18 protein-coding genes and 3 pseudogenes are annotated in these 20381 nt (G+C 58.1%); 9 read left to right on the top strand and 12 right to left on the bottom strand.

Going from position 1 to position 20381, the window contains the following annotated elements:
- Window positions 1–122 precede the first annotated feature (122 nt).
- The 3 genes and pseudogenes from GA0061105_RS33580 to GA0061105_RS33970 all read right to left on the bottom strand — a co-directional run.
- Window positions 123–746: a helix-turn-helix domain-containing protein gene (locus tag GA0061105_RS33580; RefSeq protein WP_245304434.1), complete on the bottom strand. Its 624-nt coding sequence runs from the start codon at window positions 744–746 to the stop codon at window positions 123–125.
- A gap of 91 nt (window positions 747–837) precedes the next feature.
- Window positions 838–1296, bottom strand: a complete 459-nt coding sequence (locus GA0061105_RS27625; protein WP_077991390.1) for an ATP-binding protein — start codon at window positions 1294–1296, stop codon at window positions 838–840.
- Window positions 1297–1432: 136 nt separating this feature from the next.
- Window positions 1433–1507, bottom strand: a pseudogene (locus GA0061105_RS33970) (DUF5372 family protein); the annotation flags it as partial.
- On the opposite strand from GA0061105_RS33970, the gene GA0061105_RS27615 reads away from it, so the two are divergent.
- Complete coding sequence (locus GA0061105_RS27615; RefSeq protein WP_237358605.1) at window positions 1472–1738, top strand: hypothetical protein; 267 nt, start codon at window positions 1472–1474, stop codon at window positions 1736–1738. The pseudogene GA0061105_RS33970 and the gene GA0061105_RS27615 overlap by 36 nt on opposite strands.
- Before the next feature lie 789 nt (window positions 1739–2527).
- On the opposite strand, the gene GA0061105_RS27600 is transcribed toward GA0061105_RS27615, so the two are convergent.
- Window positions 2528–2704 (bottom strand): DUF3606 domain-containing protein, encoded by a 177-nt coding sequence (locus GA0061105_RS27600; RefSeq protein ID WP_004668584.1) that lies wholly within the window; start codon window positions 2702–2704, stop codon window positions 2528–2530.
- 471 nt (window positions 2705–3175) lie between these two features.
- Between GA0061105_RS27600 and GA0061105_RS27595 the strand changes: the two genes are divergently transcribed.
- Both GA0061105_RS27595 and GA0061105_RS32195 read left to right on the top strand, forming a co-directional pair.
- Window positions 3176–3370: a hypothetical protein gene (locus GA0061105_RS27595; protein WP_010068053.1), complete on the top strand. Its 195-nt coding sequence runs from the start codon at window positions 3176–3178 to the stop codon at window positions 3368–3370.
- Between the two features lie 58 nt (window positions 3371–3428).
- Window positions 3429–3539 (top strand): annotated as a pseudogene (locus GA0061105_RS32195) (IS630 family transposase); the annotation flags it as partial.
- Between the two features lie 209 nt (window positions 3540–3748).
- On the opposite strand, the pseudogene GA0061105_RS33570 reads toward GA0061105_RS32195, so the two are convergent.
- Both GA0061105_RS33570 and GA0061105_RS27590 read right to left on the bottom strand, forming a co-directional pair.
- Window positions 3749–3926 (bottom strand): annotated as a pseudogene (locus GA0061105_RS33570) (IS630 family transposase); the annotation flags it as partial.
- Between the two features lie 173 nt (window positions 3927–4099).
- Window positions 4100–5011 (bottom strand): LysR family transcriptional regulator, encoded by a 912-nt coding sequence (locus GA0061105_RS27590; RefSeq protein WP_029875814.1) that lies wholly within the window; start codon window positions 5009–5011, stop codon window positions 4100–4102.
- A 242-nt stretch (window positions 5012–5253) separates the two neighbouring features.
- Between GA0061105_RS27590 and GA0061105_RS27585 the strand changes: the two genes are divergently transcribed.
- From GA0061105_RS27585 to GA0061105_RS27570, 4 genes are all read left to right on the top strand, one after another.
- Complete coding sequence (locus GA0061105_RS27585) at window positions 5254–5919, top strand: ABC transporter permease subunit (RefSeq protein ID WP_077991388.1); 666 nt, start codon at window positions 5254–5256, stop codon at window positions 5917–5919.
- A 4-nt stretch (window positions 5920–5923) separates the two neighbouring features.
- Entirely contained in the window at window positions 5924–6673 is a 750-nt protein-coding gene (locus GA0061105_RS27580) for an ABC transporter permease (protein ID WP_016737468.1), read from the top strand.
- A 57-nt stretch (window positions 6674–6730) separates the two neighbouring features.
- A complete protein-coding gene (locus GA0061105_RS27575) occupies window positions 6731–7573 on the top strand; it encodes a transporter substrate-binding domain-containing protein (protein WP_011053397.1) in 843 nt (280 codons plus the stop codon).
- 81 nt (window positions 7574–7654) lie between these two features.
- Window positions 7655–8890 carry a CapA family protein gene (locus GA0061105_RS27570; RefSeq protein WP_077991385.1) on the top strand — a complete coding sequence of 412 codons (1236 nt, stop codon included), beginning with the start codon at window positions 7655–7657 and terminating at the stop codon, window positions 8888–8890.
- Between the two features lie 82 nt (window positions 8891–8972).
- On the opposite strand, the gene GA0061105_RS27565 is transcribed toward GA0061105_RS27570, so the two are convergent.
- From GA0061105_RS27565 to GA0061105_RS27545, 5 genes are all read right to left on the bottom strand, one after another.
- Entirely contained in the window at window positions 8973–9458 is a 486-nt protein-coding gene (locus GA0061105_RS27565) for a helix-turn-helix domain-containing protein (protein ID WP_077991382.1), read from the bottom strand.
- A gap of 380 nt (window positions 9459–9838) precedes the next feature.
- Complete coding sequence (locus GA0061105_RS27560) at window positions 9839–11245, bottom strand: hypothetical protein (RefSeq protein WP_077991379.1); 1407 nt, start codon at window positions 11243–11245, stop codon at window positions 9839–9841.
- Between the two features lie 2 nt (window positions 11246–11247).
- A complete protein-coding gene (locus tag GA0061105_RS27555; protein WP_077991377.1) occupies window positions 11248–12513 on the bottom strand; it encodes an MFS transporter in 1266 nt (421 codons plus the stop codon).
- A gap of 63 nt (window positions 12514–12576) precedes the next feature.
- Window positions 12577–13428 (bottom strand): helix-turn-helix domain-containing protein, encoded by an 852-nt coding sequence (locus GA0061105_RS27550; protein WP_245304433.1) that lies wholly within the window; start codon window positions 13426–13428, stop codon window positions 12577–12579.
- A complete protein-coding gene (locus tag GA0061105_RS27545) occupies window positions 13425–13718 on the bottom strand; it encodes a hypothetical protein (RefSeq protein WP_054185335.1) in 294 nt (97 codons plus the stop codon). Before GA0061105_RS27545 ends, GA0061105_RS27550 begins: the two co-directional genes overlap by 4 nt.
- Here GA0061105_RS27545 and GA0061105_RS27540 point away from each other — a divergent pair.
- Window positions 13717–14730, top strand: coding sequence for a class I SAM-dependent methyltransferase (locus GA0061105_RS27540; RefSeq protein ID WP_077991371.1), 1014 nt, complete (start codon window positions 13717–13719; stop codon window positions 14728–14730). The two genes, GA0061105_RS27545 and GA0061105_RS27540, sit on opposite strands and share 2 nt — an antisense overlap.
- A 163-nt stretch (window positions 14731–14893) precedes the next feature.
- Window positions 14894–15364: an SMa0974 family conjugal transfer regulator gene (gene rctB / locus GA0061105_RS27535; RefSeq protein WP_077991370.1), complete on the top strand. Its 471-nt coding sequence runs from the start codon at window positions 14894–14896 to the stop codon at window positions 15362–15364.
- 104 nt (window positions 15365–15468) lie between these two features.
- Here the strand turns inward: rctB and traA are convergent, their stop codons facing one another.
- Window positions 15469–20166 carry a Ti-type conjugative transfer relaxase TraA gene (gene traA, locus GA0061105_RS27530; protein WP_077991369.1) on the bottom strand — a complete coding sequence of 1566 codons (4698 nt, stop codon included), beginning with the start codon at window positions 20164–20166 and terminating at the stop codon, window positions 15469–15471.
- Between the last annotated feature and the right edge of the window lie 215 nt (window positions 20167–20381).

Raw genomic sequence — 20381 nt, 5'->3', positions numbered from 1 at the left:
TCTTTGAGTTGGTTGCAAGCTGTGACATCGGGATTGACCCTTCCGCCGGCGGACTATGCATGGCCGCTTGGTAGAACGCGGATCCGATGACGAACGGTCAGGTGGCCTCCGTTCCGTTCGTTTCATGAACCGGCATAATGCAGACTGCTTTCTGCCGCTTGTAACCAGGGATCAGCAAACACCATGCCAACTGCTCCGACGCGCCAAGAAGATGATTTTCTTTTATCAATGGGCGGGTTGAGGGCAGGTTGATGTGTATTTGACGGAGAGACCGGCGAACAAAACGTTCCAATCACGACAAACCTGACAAAAGTGGCGGATGCCCGACATTTGCGAGAAATGTAAAGCTGGATGATCCACGGCGCTCCGGTGCATAACTGGCGAGCGGGAAGGACACCGCTGCTGACCATCCGGTAGGCGGTAGCTCGACTCACCTTTAGAATGTCGGCGGCCTCGTCGAGGGTTCTCTCACCGCGTTCGGCCCGTTCACCTTCTCGATAGACGGAGATGCCGTGGATGTTGCGAAGACTGCAGACGTGGCTTCGCGTCCAGCTGGCGCCATGCCCTGTCCGCTTGCCGGATCGATTCAAGATCGCTGCGATCGACAAATCGGGCAACTGCCTCGCCAAGTTGCGAACGAGATCGACAACATCAGCCTTAACTGCCCAGCGGGTCTGGCCGATCTTGTTTTTCTTCACCGTCATCCGGGTGTGATCGCCACCCTGCCAATGAATGACGAGCGCCAATGTGTCGTCAACGGTATCGACAATGATTTCTTTGATCAGCAGCCGAATGATCTTTTCGCGTTAGACGCGTCGGGACCTGTCCCATGCCTTACTATAGATCGCTACCGAGCATCATCAATCTTGTACGGTCGTCGGCCGATAAAGCAGGCGTGTTACGGTCGGTCGAGAGCATCTCGAACTGGACCTCGAGATCACGCAATAGGATCAGCTTCTCATTCCAGCGCCGCTCCAGTTCGCCGGCGACCAACCGATTGCCCGGATCGACAGCATCATACTGGCGGCGCGCCCTGGCAGCCTCGTATTGTGCTTGCTTGATTAAGTTCTCGAGTTGCTGTTGATTGTCGCTATGACGCTGCGTGTGCGCCTCCATTGCCCGCAAGGCCGCCTCGATTCCCAGAGGTTGCAATCGCTCGAGCACCTCCTGCGCCACGGCCCGATCGACCCGCATGCCGCCGAACCCGATACAGTTGCCGACCGCCGTGGCGCCGAACGTGCCGCGACAAACATATCGCTGCGTATTGCCGCCTTTCCCGGAGTATTGAATGTGCAATCGGCGACCGCAGCGACCGCAACGGAATAGTCAGGCAACAAAGCTTGGCGCGCAGTTCAACGAGTTTGGTTGCCGAAAGGCGCGGCGCAGCTACGATCTCGATCGAACTTGCCGCAGGATCAAACATCCATGCCGGAATTTGAAATGAACCACCGTGTGCCAGAATGAGCAGATAGTGAACGCCTTCGTGCTCATGGCTGCCGGTTACCAAGACGGTTTGGTCAACCAGTGGATGGAAGGGATAGGTGACCCTTGCTTCAAACGTCGGAAATCCGGCATTATGAACCCGGCTCGGAAGGCGGCGGCAGGACTTGGGCGACGATCGCGACGCTGCTTCAAACTGCATTTTGCCGCGCGCGGCAAAAGCACGTTTATGCTGACCAGCAAACTATGCCGATTAACCGACTTTGCCAACGTTTCCGGCACCATAGCGGCCGCCTAGTCGGCATAGCTTAGGGTCTCTCCGTCGCGAAGGAGAGGACACATGAACGCAACTCAGGATCGCATCGCCCTATGCAGGAAGCTAGTCTACAGTCCACATCGGGACGACGATGCACGTGGCACTCGCTAAGCCTGTTTCGGGATCTGATCGACTGGCATGTCGGCAATGGAATACTCCGCAGGATTTAAGCGAGGTTCACGTCGACCGCTTCCCTGAGCATCGTTTCAAACACTGGAGACCCGACTCGGGCGATTGATCGGCGCTCCGCCGCTCGCCTTTGGCGTTACGGGAGAATGGCTTAATACCGACCGCGCTTCCTATTCAGCGCAGTGAGCACGAGAAGATCGACGATGCTGGCCGGTCCCAAAAACGGGATGGCAGCTTCTAGAAGTCGATTGAACGAACCGGTCGGGACCGGCGTCCGCACGCGGTGCCCCACGGTCTGTCGGCCTCTGAATTCTGTTCTGCAGGTAAAGTCAGCCGACGCCGTCGCGTATCGCGACTTTGGAGCTCGTTGGGTTCGCTCGCCAGCCCCTTCCTCATGCGATGCGGCTCCGCCCCTTTGCAAGAAACGCTCCGGCGTCCCAATACTTTTGGCTTTGCTCGACGGCGCTGTATCCCGCAGCTTCGATAGCCTTGCTCCGAAACGCTTCCTGCGGGGTCGTCAACTCCTGCAGTCAGGCGCCTTCCGCCGCAGCGTTATGATCCGTCGGAGCCAGACTTTCAGCGGCTGTTTCCGCCGCTGACTTTATGGCTGCGGACCCTCACGGTTGAACTCTCCAACCCGGATTAGTGCCGGTCGAGTTCGGCTTCGACCTTCTTGCGACTGTTGCCTACGTTCTTCACGGTCTTCTTCACCGCTTCCTTGGAAATGCCTTCCTTCCGGGCTTCGTACTTCACCTCGTGATCCTGACCACCTGCGACGCGAGCACGATCCTGGCTGCGGGCTTTGGATGTCGTTGCCATGGTGAGATCCTCCTAATGTCGGTCCTTACGAACGGGCGCCGATTCAATAAGTTCCGGCCTCCGTTATGGTGAGGCGCGCTTCGGCGATGTCGCGGACGCGCTGCACATGGCCTCGGGCGAGATGGTTCACTTCGACGATGAGATCGCGCAAGGCATATCTGCGACCGCAGTTAATCAGTAGCGGACAATTCTTCCCAGGCAGTTGGTACGGCTCGTCGTGTGCCTATGAGCAAACCCATGGATTGATTGTCATAGAAAGCAGGACTAGAACAACAGCGCTAATGCAGGAGCGCTCGGCATCCGAACGCAGAACAAGATCGCGGCGGAAGCCACGCAAGAGCGTCTGCGAAGAGAAACCAAGCGGCTCGGCAGGTTGCGGCTAACCTCTGACCGAGTCGGCACCACGAAGGAGCCAACCCATCGGGGACAGATCCCCCTCAGCCGCTACATCAACGTGATTTGGAGTTTGGAATGGATCAATTTGCTACCGCCGACAACACCTCCGCAGCCGCTCGTCGCCGCGAAGCCAGGATTGCGAAGGGCTACAGCCTTGAGGACCTGGCCATCGCCACCGGACTTACGGTCGAGGAAATCGCAGCGGCCGAGGAACCCCTTCAGATCGTGCCTCAGCACCACCTCGAGCGCATTGAGCATGTGATCTCATAGCTTCCGTCACCACCGGCACGCGGTCCCGGTTTAGGGGCCGCAGTCAACCACGGAGGGCGCGGAACGAAAGATCGATGCTCTATGGGACGTCCTAGGCGCATTGATGCTCCGCTTCACGCCGACAGAATGCGCAAACTACTTCAGGGCTGCTGGATATGACCCGGATTGAACAGGATTTGCTCTAGTCGATATTGCGTCCAATTGAAGTGTCATCCGCCATTTTAAGATAACTGCAGAATCACTTAAAGAGAACATGGCACCAATGATCGCACAAACAACCGGTCCGCTTCTGCCAACCGACGCAGTTCCGATTGTCGCGATGTTCTTCTACGATATGGCGCAACTATCTGCTCGGTGGCTTAGGTAAGCCACCGCCGTTCGCGGCTTGTGGCTACTCATCCTGCCGGGCTGCGCTGTCCGTCGCGTCACGCGCCGCACCCAATCGATCGCGATGCTGATGCCAATGCGGAAGCGCTTGGACGCCGCCCGGCACCACACCCCTCCTGTATCACCGCTTCTACAACTTCTCGCGGTTATTCGAAACAGGTCTCGCCATCCAGCTCAGCCTCCTGACCGGCCAGAAGGATGAATCTGATTTGCGTCATAGGGAATCCTTCTCACGGGTCTACCTAAAATCATCCCGCTCTAAGCTTACGCGCACAACTCGCGGTTCAGCATGAACTCGCAACATCTGTTTTCCGGTACGAGGGTCATACCTCGATGCGATCGTCAAGCAGCCCGATCTGTCAAAGCCGCGACTATCTCTTCCAATGCAAATCTTAGGCTATCACTCAGCTTTCGATCTTTTTGCCAAACGACGACGTAGTGATATATTGCCCCTGGATGAAATCGGCGGAACGCGACGCCGAAGTCAGCATATTCTCTCGCGATGATCTCGTTCGTAATCGAAACGCCGATCCCTGCCATGACATAGCCGATGTCGTGGCCATTGGCGTCATATTCCACGGCGATGTCAGGAGCGGTTCCCATATACCGAAGGGCATTGACGCTCATTTGGTGAGAGGCAAATTGCGGGTCGATATCAATGATCGCCTCACCGGCAAGATCTTCGGCAGTGACAAGCTGCTGTGCCGCAAATCGATGGTTGACCGGAAAAAGACATACGTTGGTGGCCGAGCCGACCGGCACCCAATCAAGAATGCGCTCATCAATAGGCAATCGGGAGATGCCAAGATCCGAGCGGCCGTTTAACACATGATCTGCAATCTGCTCATACGTGCCTGTTTTCACCTGAACGGCGTAAGAGCGGCTTCTCTCCCGAATCCTTTTGACCACTTTCGGCAAGGTCGCGAAGGAAAAAGTGCTTGGCGCCGCGATGCCGATCATTCGCGTATCGTTGTTCCGCAGGAAGTCGATTGACGGTCCGATCCGATCAAGTCCGGCAAACGCCGCGTCGATTGTGCGCAGAAATTCCCATGCCTTGACGGTGGGGATCAACCTGTTGTTTTCCCGGCGGAAGAGCGCGAAGCCGACAGTCTCCTCTAGCTGCTTGATGTTTTGGCTGACCGCCGGCTGGGTTATTCGCAACATCTGCGCTGCGAGCCTTTCCGAGCCGGCGCGCATAACCTCCCGCAATATTTGAAGGTGGCGGATCTTCACTCCGGAGTCGGTGATTTCCATGGCCGGGAATCTCAATCGTGGTCGAGCGACGCGCCTCATAAGTTGCGCTTATCAAAACTTCCTGAATCTTATAAATTGACGGCGGCAAGTCAAAGTATATTTTTGACATACGCCAAACTTAGAGCGCTGGTTAAGCTAATAAATCCAATCTACCCTCGGTTAAATCTCGGCAAGCTCTTAGTATATGTCGGGAGAATACCTTTCCGATTTCGGTGCGCTCGCTAGAATATTGGAGACTTTCATTGTACGCATTTGTAGATCAATTTTTATCTGGATTGAAAAACACACTTTTAGTGTTTGCCTTGAGCTGCGCTTTCGGGACCCTATTAGGTTTGCTTATTGCCGTTCTCCGCAACTCGACCCGCAAGTCGGTTTCATCGTGCATGCGGGGCTACACGGGCATCATCCGGGGTGTTCCGGAACTTCTGATCATCCTCCTAACGTATTTCGGCGGAACCGCCCTTTTGAGCGCGATTGCCGGTGGCTACATCGAGATTAATGCATTTGCGGCCGGTGTCGCGGCACTGACCGTCGTGTTCAGTGGGTACGCCGCGGAAATATTCCGTGGTGCGATCAACGCGGTTGCACCAGGCCAACGAGAGGCTGCAGCGGCGCTCGGGCTTTCGAACGCGCAGATTTGGTTTCTGATCATCATTCCCCAGATGATCCCGATTGCTCTGCCGGCATTCTGTAACCTTTGCATCTCCTTGATAAAGGATACATCGCTGATTTCTGTCGTCGGGCTGACGGACGTCATGCGCGTCGCCTATATTGGCGCGGGCTCACTGCGCGCTCCGCTCCCCTTCTATCTCGCAGCGTCTGCAATCTACCTCGCCCTCACAAGCCTGTCGCTTCTTTCGTTCCGGTTATTGGAGCGCCGCTATTCGCTCCCGGCGATGAAAGGTTGAGGCAATGAGCATGACCATCGCGCTTGAAGCGTTTCTCACCCTTCCCCGCGGCCTTCTTCTCACTCTGGTTCTGACATTCGCATCGCTTGCCGCAGGCTTCGCCGTCTCGGTCCCGCTCGCCTTCCTACGGGCATCATCAAATCCGTGGGCTTCCGCGCCCGTGCTGGCATATACCTATGCGTTCCGCGGCACGCCACTTCTGGTTCAGCTTTTCCTGATTTACTACGGGATTGGCCAGCTTCCCCTCGTCCGCCAAAGCTTTCTATGGGCCGTGATGCGAGAGCCATTCTGGTGCGCCTTCATTGCTTTCACCCTGAACAGCGCCGCCCATACGACAGAAGTTCTGCGCGGCGGGATCCAGGCGGTCCCGCGTGGGCAGATTGAAGCGGCCAAAGCCTTGGGCCTTTCCCGTTTCCACACTGCCCGTCTTATCGTGTTCCCTTTGACCCTCAGGATCGCTCTTCCCGCCTATGCAAATGAGGTGGTTGGAATGCTGAAGGCAAGCTCCCTCGCAAGCACCATCACGCTGCTTGAGGTGACCGGGCTCGCCCGACAGCTGGTGTCGGAGACATTCGCCCCATACGAGGTCTTCATTGCCGCGGGGGCTTTCTATCTGCTGCTTACCCTCTTGATCACGCAAGGTTTCCAGATGCTGGAGACGCGTTGGACGCCGACGGCAAACCGTCCACCGCCGGCGCAACCTGTACCTCGAAGAGCGAACGGAAAGCCGCCTCTCGCCTCGGCTGAAACTTGACGCCAGCCCACATCCCGGACGCCAACAATCAAACTCAGCAATGAAAGGAACATCGTCGTGAAACGAACACTTCTGCTTGCCCTGTCTCTTGTCGTCTGCGCCAACAACGCGGGAGCAATGGACAGGAAGACACTGACAATCGCCTCTGAAGGTGCTTCGCCGCCCTGGAATGCCATCACCCCCCAAGGGGAGCTCGCCGGCTTTGACATCGACGTCGGCCGCGATCTTTGCCGGAGGATGAAGTTCGAGTGCACTTTCGTGCCTCAGGACTGGGACGGAATCATACCGGCGCTCACCGTTGGAAAGTTCGATGCCATCATGTCGGGGATGGCGATAACTGAGAAGCGGAAGAAATCTATCGCTTTTTCCAAGCCCTACGCCGGAGGTTTCAACCAAGTTGTCATACGCAAAGATCTCAATCTTCCGCCCACGGATACGTTGGCCGAGCTCGACCTCACAACTATCGACCCTGAAAAGCAGGCAAAGATCGAGGAGCTTCGAGCCGCTCTCAACGGCAGAACTTTGGGCGTATTGCGATCATCGAATTCGGAAGCAGTGCTCAATGAACTGTTCGGAAAGGTCGCGACGATCAGGAGCTACGATTCCCAGGACAACATGCATCTCGATCTCGTGGCTGAGCGCATCGATGGCGGCCTTGCCGACTATTTCACCTGGAAAGCCTTCCTCGACAGCACGGATGGCGGGATTGCAACGCTCTACGGCCCGCGGCTCTCCGGTGGCCTGTGGGGCCCGGGTGTCGGCGTCGGGCTTCGGCAAGACGACGGCGAACTGGTTGCGGCATTCGATAGCGCCATCGAGGCCGCCACGAGCGACGGAACCCTGAAGCGGCTGAGCGAGCAATGGTTCAAGATCGATGTTTCGCCGCAGACATCGAACTAGACACTGGCTCTACGACACGCATTTCCCCCGAAGCCATAGCGCGTGAGCAGTCGGCAGTCCCAAAGATCGAAGGTAGACCATATGTCCGCACCCTTTTCCATTGCTGTCACCGGCCAGTCGCTCATCCGTCATGATCTTCGAGCGATCGGCGATCCACGGCTCGCTGAGATCGCCGAGATCCTCAAAGCAAGCGATGTTGCCTTCACCAATCTCGAGACGACTATCTATGGTCGTCATGGTGGATGGCCGCTCAAAGGCAGCTATTTCGGCGCTGCAGCGCCGGATGTCTTGGCGGCGTTGAAGGAGCTCGGTTTCAATAGCCTGGCTCTGGCAAACAACCATGCTTTCGATCTTGGACCGCCGGGGATCCTCTCGACGCTGGAGGAGGTTGCGGCACACAATTTCCTGCATGCCGGCATCGGCCACAACAAGCATCACGCTTCCACGGCACAGAAAATGACGTTCGGATCCCGAAATGTTGCGCTGATTGCCATGGACGCTGGGCCAGGCCCGTCTTTCATGTACGCTGAGGACGCAACTGAGGGCAGGATAGCAAGGCCCGGCATCAATAGTCTGAAAGTCTCCAGGGTATTTGACTTGGAAGCGGGAACATTCGACTTGCTTCGCTCCATCCAGGAGCGTCTTCTAAGTTCGCCCTTGGAGCGCGCGAATTATGCCCAGCCGGAGGATCCGCCTGATCTTCATGGCCAAGACGAAATTGATTTCTATGGAACCGTGTTTTGCAGATCAGATGAGACGGCTCGCCGCATCGTGGTGGACCGGCACAGCGCCTCGGCTCACCTTTCGGCGATTGCGGAAGAAGCGGGCCGCGATACATTCGTCATCGTGTATTTGCATCATCACCATTGGGAGCCGAACTGGCAGCAAGTCCCCGCCTGGGTCCGGGAATTTGCGCACGATTGCGTGAACGCGGGCGCAGGCCTCTTTGTCAGCCATGGCGCTCCGGTCCTTCAAGCGGTCGAGATATATCGGAATACGCCAATTTTCTACGGCCTTGGCAACTTCCTCTTCCATACGGAAAAGGACGAACAGGAATGGAGCCCGCCGGAGGTGTGGAGAAGCGTCATCGCGACCTGCAATTTTGAATCTAGCGGACGGCTGGAGAATATCCGCTTGCGCCCGATTGTGATCGGGGGAACCGAGGCTTTATCCAATCCTGCACACGATCGCCTCCCCTTCCCTGTGCTTGCCGGTGGCAGAATGGCGGCAGATATCCTTGACGATCTTGCCGACCGCAGTGCCGGTTTTGGCACAGTGCTATCTCGGGAGAATGACATCGGGCGGATCGCCTTGTAGATGCGAAAGCAGAACGCGCGGCAGACGGTTACCCAAAGTCAACGACTGGCTGGCTCTCCTGCCGCCTTTTCCTGTTGTTCTCCTAGCGATCAAAATCAGTCTTTTCAGGCGTCTCTTCGTCGACAATCGAGCTGACGAGGGCGACGACGCGACTGCGCACACGTGGGGAAAGGAGCAAAACGTCTTCTACCAGCCGTCGTCCTTCCGCGGTGGAAATGTAAGCAATCCTCTCATCAATCTCCGTCGTGAGTTGTTGGTCCTGAAAGCTTTCGGGATCTGGGAGGCCTTCGAAAAACATCGAAACAGAAATTTTGAGGCAATTGGCAAGCTCATAGAGCATGGAAGCGCTAACGCGGTTCTTGCCGCTTTCATATTTCTGAACCTGCTGCAAGCTGACGCCGATGCCGGCGCCAAGATCGCCCAGCGATACATTCGATTGCAACCGGCGAATACGGATCTGCTGCCCGACATGCAGGTCTACCGGATGCACCGACGCACGCGCAATATTCTGCGCGGCCCGCGCTCGCCTCGACGATCGGACTTGAAGGGCTGCTGTAAAATGATTCATGGACTACACCCCGTGTGGAGAGTTTCACGCGGTACGCCCCCGCGGAATAACTCGCTCAACCCACTGATCGGGGAGTTAGAACACCGTACGAGACGGCCCTATGGCCTTTAGTTCCGAGGAACCTGGACATACGCCACAGGCTCCTCGACCGAAGGTCAAGGAGTTTGGTGCCGTATCGGCCGGCACCAACCGCTCGTAGGGGGTTCTAATCCCCAAGGCAGCGCGTACTGCCTCATCAAAAAGAATAGTTGAAATCCGCGCGGCGTTCAACCGAATTCTTCACAAGATTCAATAGCTTCGCCCTACACGTAGGCGTACGTCCCGAGACCCCGTTAGTTGTCCTTCGGCAGCGAATGATCGAAAGGGCTATCGCAATGCGATCAGCAAAATACCCATTGCGGGCAATTCCTGCCTATCCTCCCAAAGGAGTAGGCCGCCGTTAGCTCTGCCCACAAGGGATCCTGCGTGAAACTCGAAAAGGGTCCGCAGGCTTCGACAATGCTTTTCTCGCCAAAGCGATCGAGAAGCGTCGAGATGCCGCCCTGGCCGAGCTGATTCAGCATCGAAAACGGCTCGCATGGCGAGGAGATGACCCGATGGCCCCAAACCCCTGGGCGTTCGTCTTTTGACAGTGTGTTGAGAAGCTGCGGGTCGCGATTGTTGTTCTTCAAAGCCTCGCAGAGCGCCCAGCGCATCAAAGGATAATAGACTGCATGTCGACTTCCCCCCAAGACGCGCACACCAGGCAGGAGCGATGTCACGATGAACATCAGCAGAAGGTTCGGCACGATCCGGCCCGCCTTCAGGGCTTCAACAAGACTTGCCGGCGAAAATTTGACGCGGATATCTTCCGCCCCTTTAGATCGGAGAACGGCGCCATCCAGCCAAAGTGGAAAGAGCCGCCCTTCTATGCAGCCCCAAAAGAAGTGGGTCGAATTTTTCAGCCAGCCTCGCCAAGCCGTATCCGCGAGTTGATCGATGCAGACGAGGAGCCGCATGGCGAATGCTGTGTCCTCGACCAGTGAAGTTCGCAGCCAGGATCTGTCGTCGGAAAGATGATCCGCGACCAGATCGGCAACGTCGCTATCGTCAAGCTGAAGAAAGTCGACTTGGCTGTCAAAATACCGCTTCCAGAGGCAAAGATTTGCTGCCTTGATTGCTTCTGCCGCGGACTGGAATTCGTCGGCAGGCAAAAGTTCTCGCAAGCACGAAACTGCTTCCAAGTCAGGACCGGGCCTATCGACATTCTGGAGGTGGAAGCGATAGCTGCTATTTCTACCGAGTATACTGTAGGGGATCATCTTGCTGCGCGACAAGCCGAAGACATTGACCGCATCGCCATTGATCTGCAGCCAGGCTGGACCCTTGCGGCCCCGCTCTACGAACTTCACCGTCGAACAGGCATAGGAGATATAACATTTCCTGCCACGGGCGCGGAGCCCCATCAGGGAGAACAAATGGGTGTAGAATGCGTCTGGCTCGATCAACAGGTGGAGGTGGGGACCGCTCTGAAGCACCGGAGCGGCTTCGATTTCCCTTTGAAATCTCGATACCGCGCCTGCCGAAAAACCTCGACATTGCGCGACGGTTCCGACCCACGACCGCAACAGCGACATGGCGTGCCTTCTCGCGGCGCATTCTGATTGATTGGACTCAACGGAAAATACCGCCTTTGCGTAGTCGTTCAACGATCCCACGCCAAACTGACGCATCCACGGAAATAGTTCAAAAATGAGGGCCAAAACCTCTTCTTTTGAGACCAGCTCCTTGTCGATCAATGTCTCCATCCTCAGACGAGCCGGCGTTCAAGCGGCTCTCCTCTATCCATTCTGAAACGAAAGAAGAGCGCGACGGCAACCATCAACGACCCGAAGAGTCCGAAAATCTCCGAAGGTAGAATTGCATCCCCGATGGCGCTGATGATGCCATACGCGAAAAGCCCGATCGCAACACAGATCGTGTGGACTTGGCTTCGCACCCGCCCCAGCATGCCGGCCGGAACAGTCGATTGAATCCGTACATCGATCAGAACCCGCGCGATATTGTAGCTCAAGCCCAGAACCATCATTTGGACAAGTGCGGATGGAAGGCTTTGGAAAGCAAAAAAACCGGAAAGAACAACGCCCTCGAGCGCCGAATGGAAAAGGACTCTCTGCCGTCGCGAAACTACGCTTCCAAAAAGCAAGGCCGCACAGCCTGCAATCGAACCTAGAGCCCAGGCCGCCTCGAGATAACCGAACTGCAGCGCTGACCCCTCGAGTTCACGAATGACGTATGCGGAGCCGAGTACGGAAACAAGCATGCCCATGGCATAGATCAGCGCGTACATGACAGCGAGGGTCTTCAGGGGGTGAAAGGAGAAGGTCGTCGGCATGAGATCAAGGCAACGGATGCTTTCGCTCTTCGAGCCGCGTCGAGGGAAGGAGTTCCGCTGTTGGCCCAGCATAGCCAACCACCCCAACAGCGACAGACTGAAAAAAGCGCTCGGCAGGATCGGCGTCAGATCCACCCGGATGGCGGCGAGGGTGAACCCAGTCACGATGGCGGCGATCAAATTACCTGCCTGCATGGCGATATAAGACACCGAGTTGAACGAACCAAGGTTCTCTGGGGGTACGAGAGACGGGATGATGGCTTGCAGCGCGGTTGAACAAGTTCTGTCGATAATCGCGAAGATCGTCCACGATGCGTAAAGAACAATGAGCGGGTCGCAGAACAAGAAAGCAAGTCCGGTCATCACCATTAGCAGCAACCTGGACAAATCGCAGCCGATACAAACGAGACGGCGGTCGAATCGATCAACAAGGGCGCCGCCGACATTGCTTGTCAACAATTCGGCGGCACTGCCGAGCGCCAAAAGGATAGCAAGAGCGCTCGCGCTACCGCTGACATCGACCGCGATCCAAGCCACCATCACGAAATATGCATTGCGCCCAGCTGCGGAAGCCACAACGCCGAAGAGATAGATGTGGCGGGCGGAATACCGCCCAATCAGGCCGCCGACCGATATACCCACTTCATCCACGCTCCCTGCTGGATTGGTTCGTGAGGACATGCTAGTCGTCTCGGCAGCCGAGGGCTTTCATGAATTTGATATTTTCTCTTGGTCAGAACCGGGTTATCCCTTCCAGAGCGCCCGATACTCAGCCGGTGAAAAGCCGGTTTCGCGGCGAAATCTGGTCGAGAGGTGGCTCCCGCTGGAGTAGCCACAGGCGATGGCGATCTCGGTCACGCTGATCGCAGTCGTGCGGAGAAGGTCGGTCACGCGTTCAAGACGGCGTTGGTTATAGAAGCCATAGGGCGTCGAGCCTTGCGACTGCTTGAAAGCGCGGGAAAAATGCTCGTAGGTCAATCCCGCCTCTTCAGCCAGAGCGCGCACGCTTGGAGGTCGATCGATGTGAGCTTCAATCCGCCCTATCACGCGCTTGAGAACGGTAGGCGACAATCCTCCTCGAGACAATCTGCCAGATGTGCCGGAGCGGCGCTGCAGAAGTCCGAAGATAGCCGCGAGATGCCCTTCCACGATCACACTCCCCATGGAATCGTCGTGTGAAAGTTCTCCGGCAATCTGCCGCGCCAAGCATTGGATCGGCAGATCTCTAAATCCAAGCTCCGGACGCAAGGTGCCGACGCGCGGCAGCTTAGTCGTGAGGTTTGAAAAAAAATCCTGCGTCACGGTTATCATAAGATAACAACCCTCAGCATCCCCTTCATCCCAACCGCTCCAATGGCAACCGGGCGGAATGTAAACAAGCGAGCCGTCTGGACGCGGACTGAACTCGACTCTTCGTCCGTCCAGAAAGTTTTCGCCGGATGCCGCCGTACCCCTTATGTTGAGGAAGATCAGGTGGTCATCCGCGACAACGTCGATAACCTGTCGCCCGAGACTGCGCCGGCGAACGACATCTGCGCGGGCATGGCTCCAATGGCCTTGCTGGTGAAGGATGATCTCCCCTTGTGACTTCTTCATCCTCTCGGGGTGAATTGATGGAATGATCCCCACTCGACAGCTGCTCCCTTGAAAAACCGGCGTGGTAGCGACCCTACCTCACCCCAAGTTGTCAACAAGCCAGGCTTTAACCTCAGGTCGAATTTCATGTCAATTTCATGAAAACCAATCAAAATCGTGGATGCGAAAACATGATGTTCGCGATCATCTTCTGCCGACATCATCGCTGACGGCACAATCTTTTCGGGATGCGCGATTTCCTCCTGAATCCCAAAAACGCGATGGTGCGAGAGAAAGGCAGGCTTTCGCATGCGTGAATTTGCCGACTTCATTGAGGAGTGCGACCGCGCCCCTCGTCTTAACGAGCTTACTGAGTTTTTTTCGACGACCGCATCCGGTGAGGCCGGAATGCCTATCCGTCCGCCTGAGCTCGATCGCCGCTTGTTCCCAGTGGACATGACGTTCAGGCGCTTTTCAGCCCTTCATCCGCTGCGCCAAGGTCCGTTTGATAAGCACTACTTGAGCAGCATACCCTACCGGCTCGAAGAAGAGTGCCGTTTAGGCAGCGCGATCCTCAAATACGCGCGGGCCAGAAAGGGTCAACTGCAACTCTACACGCTAGGTACAGCCGAGGGGACGATGGCCCGTGTGATCGGCGAACTTGGCAAGGGCAGGATAGAAACGCTGTCATGCAGTCCCAACGTCGAAAACCTTAGAAGCTTCTATGCCTATGGCGTTCCTCCTCATGCCATGTTTTTTCACGGACCATTTCATCATTTGACATCGCAAAGGGTCCAAGAAGACGTGGAGCTCCGAAAGTTTGGCAGCGGTTTCGATATCATCCTCGAGGACACGACTTTCCAGATGTATTCGCCAAATCGCTTCGATCAGATCCGTTTCGTCTCGCAGCATCTCAAGACCAACGGGCTCTTCATGTTCGTCGAGAAGTTCAGGCATGAAGACGACGAGGAATATCGGCGGCGGGAACGCCAGAAGGACCATAGCTTCAAAGCTCGCTTCTTCAGCGCGTCAGATATTAGCGCGAAGGAAGAGACGGTGCTAACGCGAATGGATCGAAACGAAGTCACCCTTTCGGAGATGAGCGAAACACTACGCCGGTTCTTTGGACACTCATTCGTCACCTGGAACAGCGGCAATTTCTACACGCTTGTCTCCAGCAACAGTCAGCAGAATCTCGACCTGTTCCTATCGAAGCTGTCCCCACCCGCGATTCCGGCAGAATATGTCTATGCGGACCTTCCTTACCGCCTTTACCCGGAATCCGACGCAAGGCGGCTATCGGGGCGATCCTGGACCCTTTAGCGACTCCTCATCGTCACCGTCGCGTGAGTGCAACTGCGTCACGTCTTCACGAGCCTCAACTGGAACAACGTTCGCGTCAGCAGAAAGCGCTCCATCACGTTGAGCAGCCCTCAGCGCTTTGCCATCTCGAAAAGCCTTTTTTCTTCAAACGGGCAGGAACAGCATGAAGAAATCGATTGGCGAAGTCCGTCACTTCGTTAAGCTGAGCCCGCCGGGCAACGCGCATCTGGTCCTGCCACGAGGGCCATCAATCGCGGGTGAGGAAGATGTTCCAACGGGCGTTCATGTCGCCGAAGCGTGTGTCGCTATTCCGCGCACGCAGCACGTTGCCGACAAGATCTGCACGCAAATCGAGGACTTCTACCAATCCCTCGTCGCCGTGGGACCTGACAGGCTTCTAGCTTTCGAAGGTGGAGGCGCGATCATAAGGCCGACCAGTGAAAGCCTGTTCTTCACGGTCTCAGCGCGAGACCTCGTCACATTCTGTGGCATCCGCGCGCTGTTGGAAGCAGGCTTGTTTCTGGCCACGTCCGTGTCCGAGGGGGCTATAGAGTGGCTTCACGCAGACAGCACGCGATCTGGTGAGACCTGCAATCGCCTCCACAACGACCGCTGCGGAAGGGACGAACAGTAGCTTCGACCGCTCCGCCACCCAAAGGAAAATCGATCTCGGGACAATCAGGTCGTAGTGCTTTTCCCATCGACCAACCATTTCGTCACCCCGCTTTTCTTCGAGTCTCAGAGGTTGATGCCGCGAGCGCGGCTAGCAGCCCTTTGGCGCCGCTCCACTATGATCTGCTCGCTGCTCTGCAGGCGGACAGTCTGCTGCAGGACCTTCAGCCGCTCCTGCATCGCCGCGAAAGCTCCGCGCTGCGTCGGTGGCACTACGTTGGCGATAGCCTTATCGCCTCGGACGAGGGCATTGCGACCAAAGCGCTCGTCGAGCGCTCGGCTGACAGCGGCAAACTCCCGGCCAATGCCCGGATCGAGGGAAGCGGCGGAAACACTCAGCTTCCTGCTGTCCTTGCTCACCTCGACCGTCAGGTGCGCCAACGCCTCTTCCGCAGCTTTCGAAAGAGCTGGAATGGCAACCGCCATGCGCCGCCGTTCGTCCGTGATAGCCTGGCGTTCGGCATCGAGGGCATTGAGGTGGGCCGCACCGAGCGCGCGCAGGCGCGCTGCAGCTTCCGGCACGGCCGCCACAGCCTCTTTCCGCTCTCGGCCGGAGGCCAGCATCCGGTCCATCAGGCGATCCGAACCACGCAAGGCGCCATAGGCGGCGGGATTGTTGGTCACCGCGGCTCCAATGCGCTCGGCGGCAAAACCTTTCTGGAGAAGTTCCTCGATCTTGCCGACGACTTCAGCCGGATCGCGCCAGATTGTCGTTGCCGCGTTCGCCAGTGCCGCACGCTGCTGACGGTAGAGAGGCGACGCAAGAGCCCGAGATCGCGCCTCGTCGTCAACGGGGACCTTGAACTCGGTGACGGCGGCGAGCATAGGGGGAATGGGAACGTTCTCCTTCCCCACCCCCTTCTCCGTCTCTGTCCTCAGATCGACACTGGCGCCGGCAACGATCTTTGAGCGATCCCGACGTTCGGCAAGATGCTGCTCGTCGGCAAAGCGTCGCACGGCTTCGAACAAGCGGGTCAGCTTTCCGCGCCATTCATCCGTGAGGTCCTCCGGCATGCGCTCGACAATATTGCGTTCAGCGATCACATCCGCCTTCGCGCTAAATGCGCTCCAGCCAAAGCGGGCCGTCAAAGCTTCGCTCACCGCCTTGATCTCCTGCACCACCGATCGATCTTTGGCGGCGAGCGCAAAGGCCGTCTTATAAGCATCGTCCCCGCCCTGGCTGCGCACCGCCTCGATCTCGAGAAGACGTGCCATCGCGCGTTCGGAGAGCGCCGGGATCGACAATGACATATGCGCGCGGCGCGTCTGCTCGCGCAGTTCGAACCGTTCGGCGTTCCTGCGGAACTCGGTCGCATGGGCACGGGCCATCGGAAGCAGTTCCTTCACGGCCGCAACAGCGACATTGCGCTCTTCACGCGCCGCGCGTCCGTCGACGATCAGCTCGGAGCCACGCAGCCGGCCAAGCCGACCAGGGGCTGCGGCAAGGTCGTCGGCGAGCCTGCGGGGTGCGACTCCGATATCCGACGCCAGTGCATTCAGGGAGATGAGCGCTGCATCCGGATCCCGGTAGATCTTCTGCAGCAGTGGCCGCAGGATCACCTCCCGCTCTGTCCAGGCCGGCGACGCAAGCTGCGCCAACCGCGCATCCTCCTCGACGCTGCTGACAAAGGACGTGGCCGGCGGGATCAGATAGGGTGTTTCATCAGCGCTCGCGCCCGAGACGTAGTGGGATGCAGTTCGCGCGTCACTGGATGTCGCTTCGACCATCGTCTGGCTCCGCTCTTCATTGTAGGCGACCCGCCGTTCCCGCTCGATGGCAAAGCCGAGCGCCACGCTTGCCCTCTCCCAGAGCTTTTCCACCTGCTCCCTCTTCTCGGCAATCCACGCCCAGCGCCGGGTAAGGCTTTCCTCCATCTCGGCTGCGGCAAGCGAGAGATGATCGAGCCCGCGGCGCCGGGCGAAGTCGTTCGCGTGTGCGCGGTAACTGGCCTCGCTCTCAAAATCGAGCGTCGTCGTCTTGGCACCGGAGCGCGACAAGCGTTCGACGAGCGGATTGAAGAGTTCCGGCCGATGACTTTCCCGCTCGATGCGCTCCTGTCGTGCGCTAGCGGTCTCGACCTGACTGGCCGTCCAGACGTTGCGATCGACCTCCCTCTCCTCGTAACGCTTGTGACCTGTCTCCTCGTCGACAACGGTAATCTGGACCTTGACCCGCTCGACACCATCCTTTCTGAGCGTCACGGTGTCGCCTTCCTGGATGCCGGCCTCCTCGAGTGCCTTCGGCAGGCTCACGCCCCAAAGCCGATAGACGGTTCCGCCGTCGGCCCTGACGTCGGCATAAGGGCTGTCGTCGGCATCCTCGTCATCGGGCCGGAATTTGGCTTCGCCGGTTTCGACAAGCTCGCCGGTCACACCCGCGGCATGATCGACACGCGGCTTGCGTCCCCATTCAGGTTTTGCCGCAAAATCTTCTTTGGCCGCATAAAGATCGACGCGGTCGCGATGCCTCGTCATCGACACATAGGTCAGATGCTGGTCCATCATCCCGGTTGCCAGCACGAAGGTGCGATCGACGGTAGCACCCTGCGATTTGTGGATCGTTGCGGCATAGCCGTGATCGACATGGCGATAGCTGTCTTCGCTGAAGACGAGCTTGCGGCCGTTGTCGAGCAGAACCGAAAGCAGCGGATCTCCACGCTTGTCGCCGGTGGAAACAACGGTGCCGAGCATGCCGTTCTTCACATACTGTGGCCCGGAGTGCTTGGCGCGCGGCTCAAGGAAGCGGGCGTTCTCCAGGAAGATGATCCGATCGCCGGCGGCAAATTCCCGTACGCCCCGCTCGCTCCGGAAGCTGCGGCTTTCACTGAGCGCTCCCTCCTGCGTCATCACCGATCGCAGCGCCTCGTTCAACTTGCGAACATCGTCGTTGGTGTGGGCCAGCACCAGCAGTTCATCACCGCGAAGGCGGCCATCCCCGCCCTCAGACGTTGATCGCTCTATTGCCTCTCTGCGCGCAGCAGCCCAGTCGGAGACGATGCGATCGATCGTTTCCTCGCGTGACCCTGCCTCGACCAGATGGCCATGCCGGGCATAGGCGTCGAGGCCTTTCTCGACCTCGCCGCGGGCAAACAGCCGCGAGGCATTACGTGCCCAGGCCTCACGCTGGCGGCGCACGCCGGCAAGCTCTGCAAAGCCGATGCGTTCGGTAATTGCCCGGAAGGCAGCACCGGCCTGGATCGGCTGCAACTGCATCGCGTCGCCGACCAGCACGACCTTTACCTCAGCCTCCTCGGCAATCTTCAGCACACGGGCCATCTGCTGCGAGGCCACCATGCCGGCCTCGTCGATCACCAGCACATCACCGCGATGGAGCGTGTCGCGCCCATTGGCCCAGGCCAGTTCCCAGGAGGCAAGCGTCCGCGACTTGATGCCGGAACTGTCTTGCAGCCCTTCCGCGGCCTTGCCGGCAAGGGCTGCACCGATCACCCGGTGTCCCTCGCTCTCCCAGGCAAGACGTGCGGCAGCAAGCAGCGTCGATTTGCCGGCGCCGGCAAGGCCTACAATAGCGGCAATGTCACCGTCACCGGTGACATGACGGACAGCATCGACCTGCTCTGCATCGAGCCGAAACGGATTCTTAGGATCGCCGCTCTCGATGCTCTCCACGCGTTCAATCGCCACCGTCACAATCCGCTCGGAAACACCGAAGCCGCGGCGCTCCGACAAAACCCGCGCCGACTGCGCCATGTCGTATTCGATGCGCAGCATCTCCCGCGTCGTAAACATCGCGGGCTCCGACACCTTTCCTGTCTCTGCCTCGATCTCCTGCGGCTTCAGTATGACCAGCTGGTCCGACGCCATCAGCCTGGCGCGGATGTTGGCAAAATCGGTGGGATCGTCGACATAACGATGCAGCGCCCTGGCGATGTCGCGCTCGTCGAAGGTAGAGCGTTCATTGCCGAGCTGCTTCAGCAAAAGCTCCGGCTCTGAAAGCAGCCGATCGGCCATCTCCTGGCGCCGGGCGAGATCAGCCGGCGCGAAGTGGAGCTCCCTGCCCTTCCTCGCCAGCGCCGCCTTCTCCGGCCCGAGATGTTTTTGCGCGATGCCGTCGAGGCCCTGTTCGGCATAGGAGCGACCGTCGAGGCGGATGTCATGCCCAGCAAGGGCCAAGTGCCGGTTGGCCGTTTCCGCCCAGGCGATCTTCCACGCCTTCATCGTTTCCTTGTCGCCCGCCCAGACTTTGTAGACGATCTTGCCGTTCGGGCGGTCCGGCGTGACGACACGCAGCGGCTTGCCGTCCTCACCAAGCACTGGAACCTTCTTTGCCCCGAACCCCTCCTCCGTCAGCGGCCGGAGCGTCGTCATCAGGTGGATGTGCGGGTTGCCCTCCTTGTCGTGATAGACCCAGTCGGCGATCATTCCTTTCGAGATGAGATTGTCGCGGATGAATTCGCGCACCAGCGTGATATTCTCGGCCCGCGTCAGCTCCTCCGGCAGCGCGATGATCAGTTCGCGGGCGAGCTGTGCATCCGCCCGCGTCTCGAAAGCGTCGACCGCATTCCACAGCGCCTCGCTCGCCTTGGCGACGAGTTGCCCGGCAATCGCCTCCCTGAGCCAGGTGGGTATCTGCCCCGGCAGCGCCAGTTCCTCATGCATGAGCTCCGACGCCCCGCCCCTGTAGCTGAACGACGTGCCGGCCTGCTCGTCCATCATCCGGGCGCGATGGCGATAGGCGGCAGCCGAGACGATGCTGCGTCCCGATCCCCTGCTGATCACCTGCGCTCTGACGAACATGATCGCCACCGGTGTCTCCAGACTGGCCCAAGCACGTCGCGACAGCGACGTATATTGCGCCCTCGAACAGATCGGACCGAAGGGCCGATGCCGCTTTTCCGGAACACGGCCATCGGCCGGAATTCCGGCTGCGACGTTTTCGACTTGATGGAAAATAGCCCATTTAACTATTTTATTCTAGTTAGTATAATCTGTCCGCTGAGGTTATTTTCAGGAAGGATGAA

The sequence above is a fragment of the Rhizobium aethiopicum genome (genome assembly GCF_900094625.1).
Taxonomy (GTDB): domain Bacteria; phylum Pseudomonadota; class Alphaproteobacteria; order Rhizobiales; family Rhizobiaceae; genus Rhizobium; species Rhizobium aethiopicum.
Note: the sequence above shows the minus strand (reverse complement) of the source record. Positions and strands in the feature narration are given on the sequence as shown.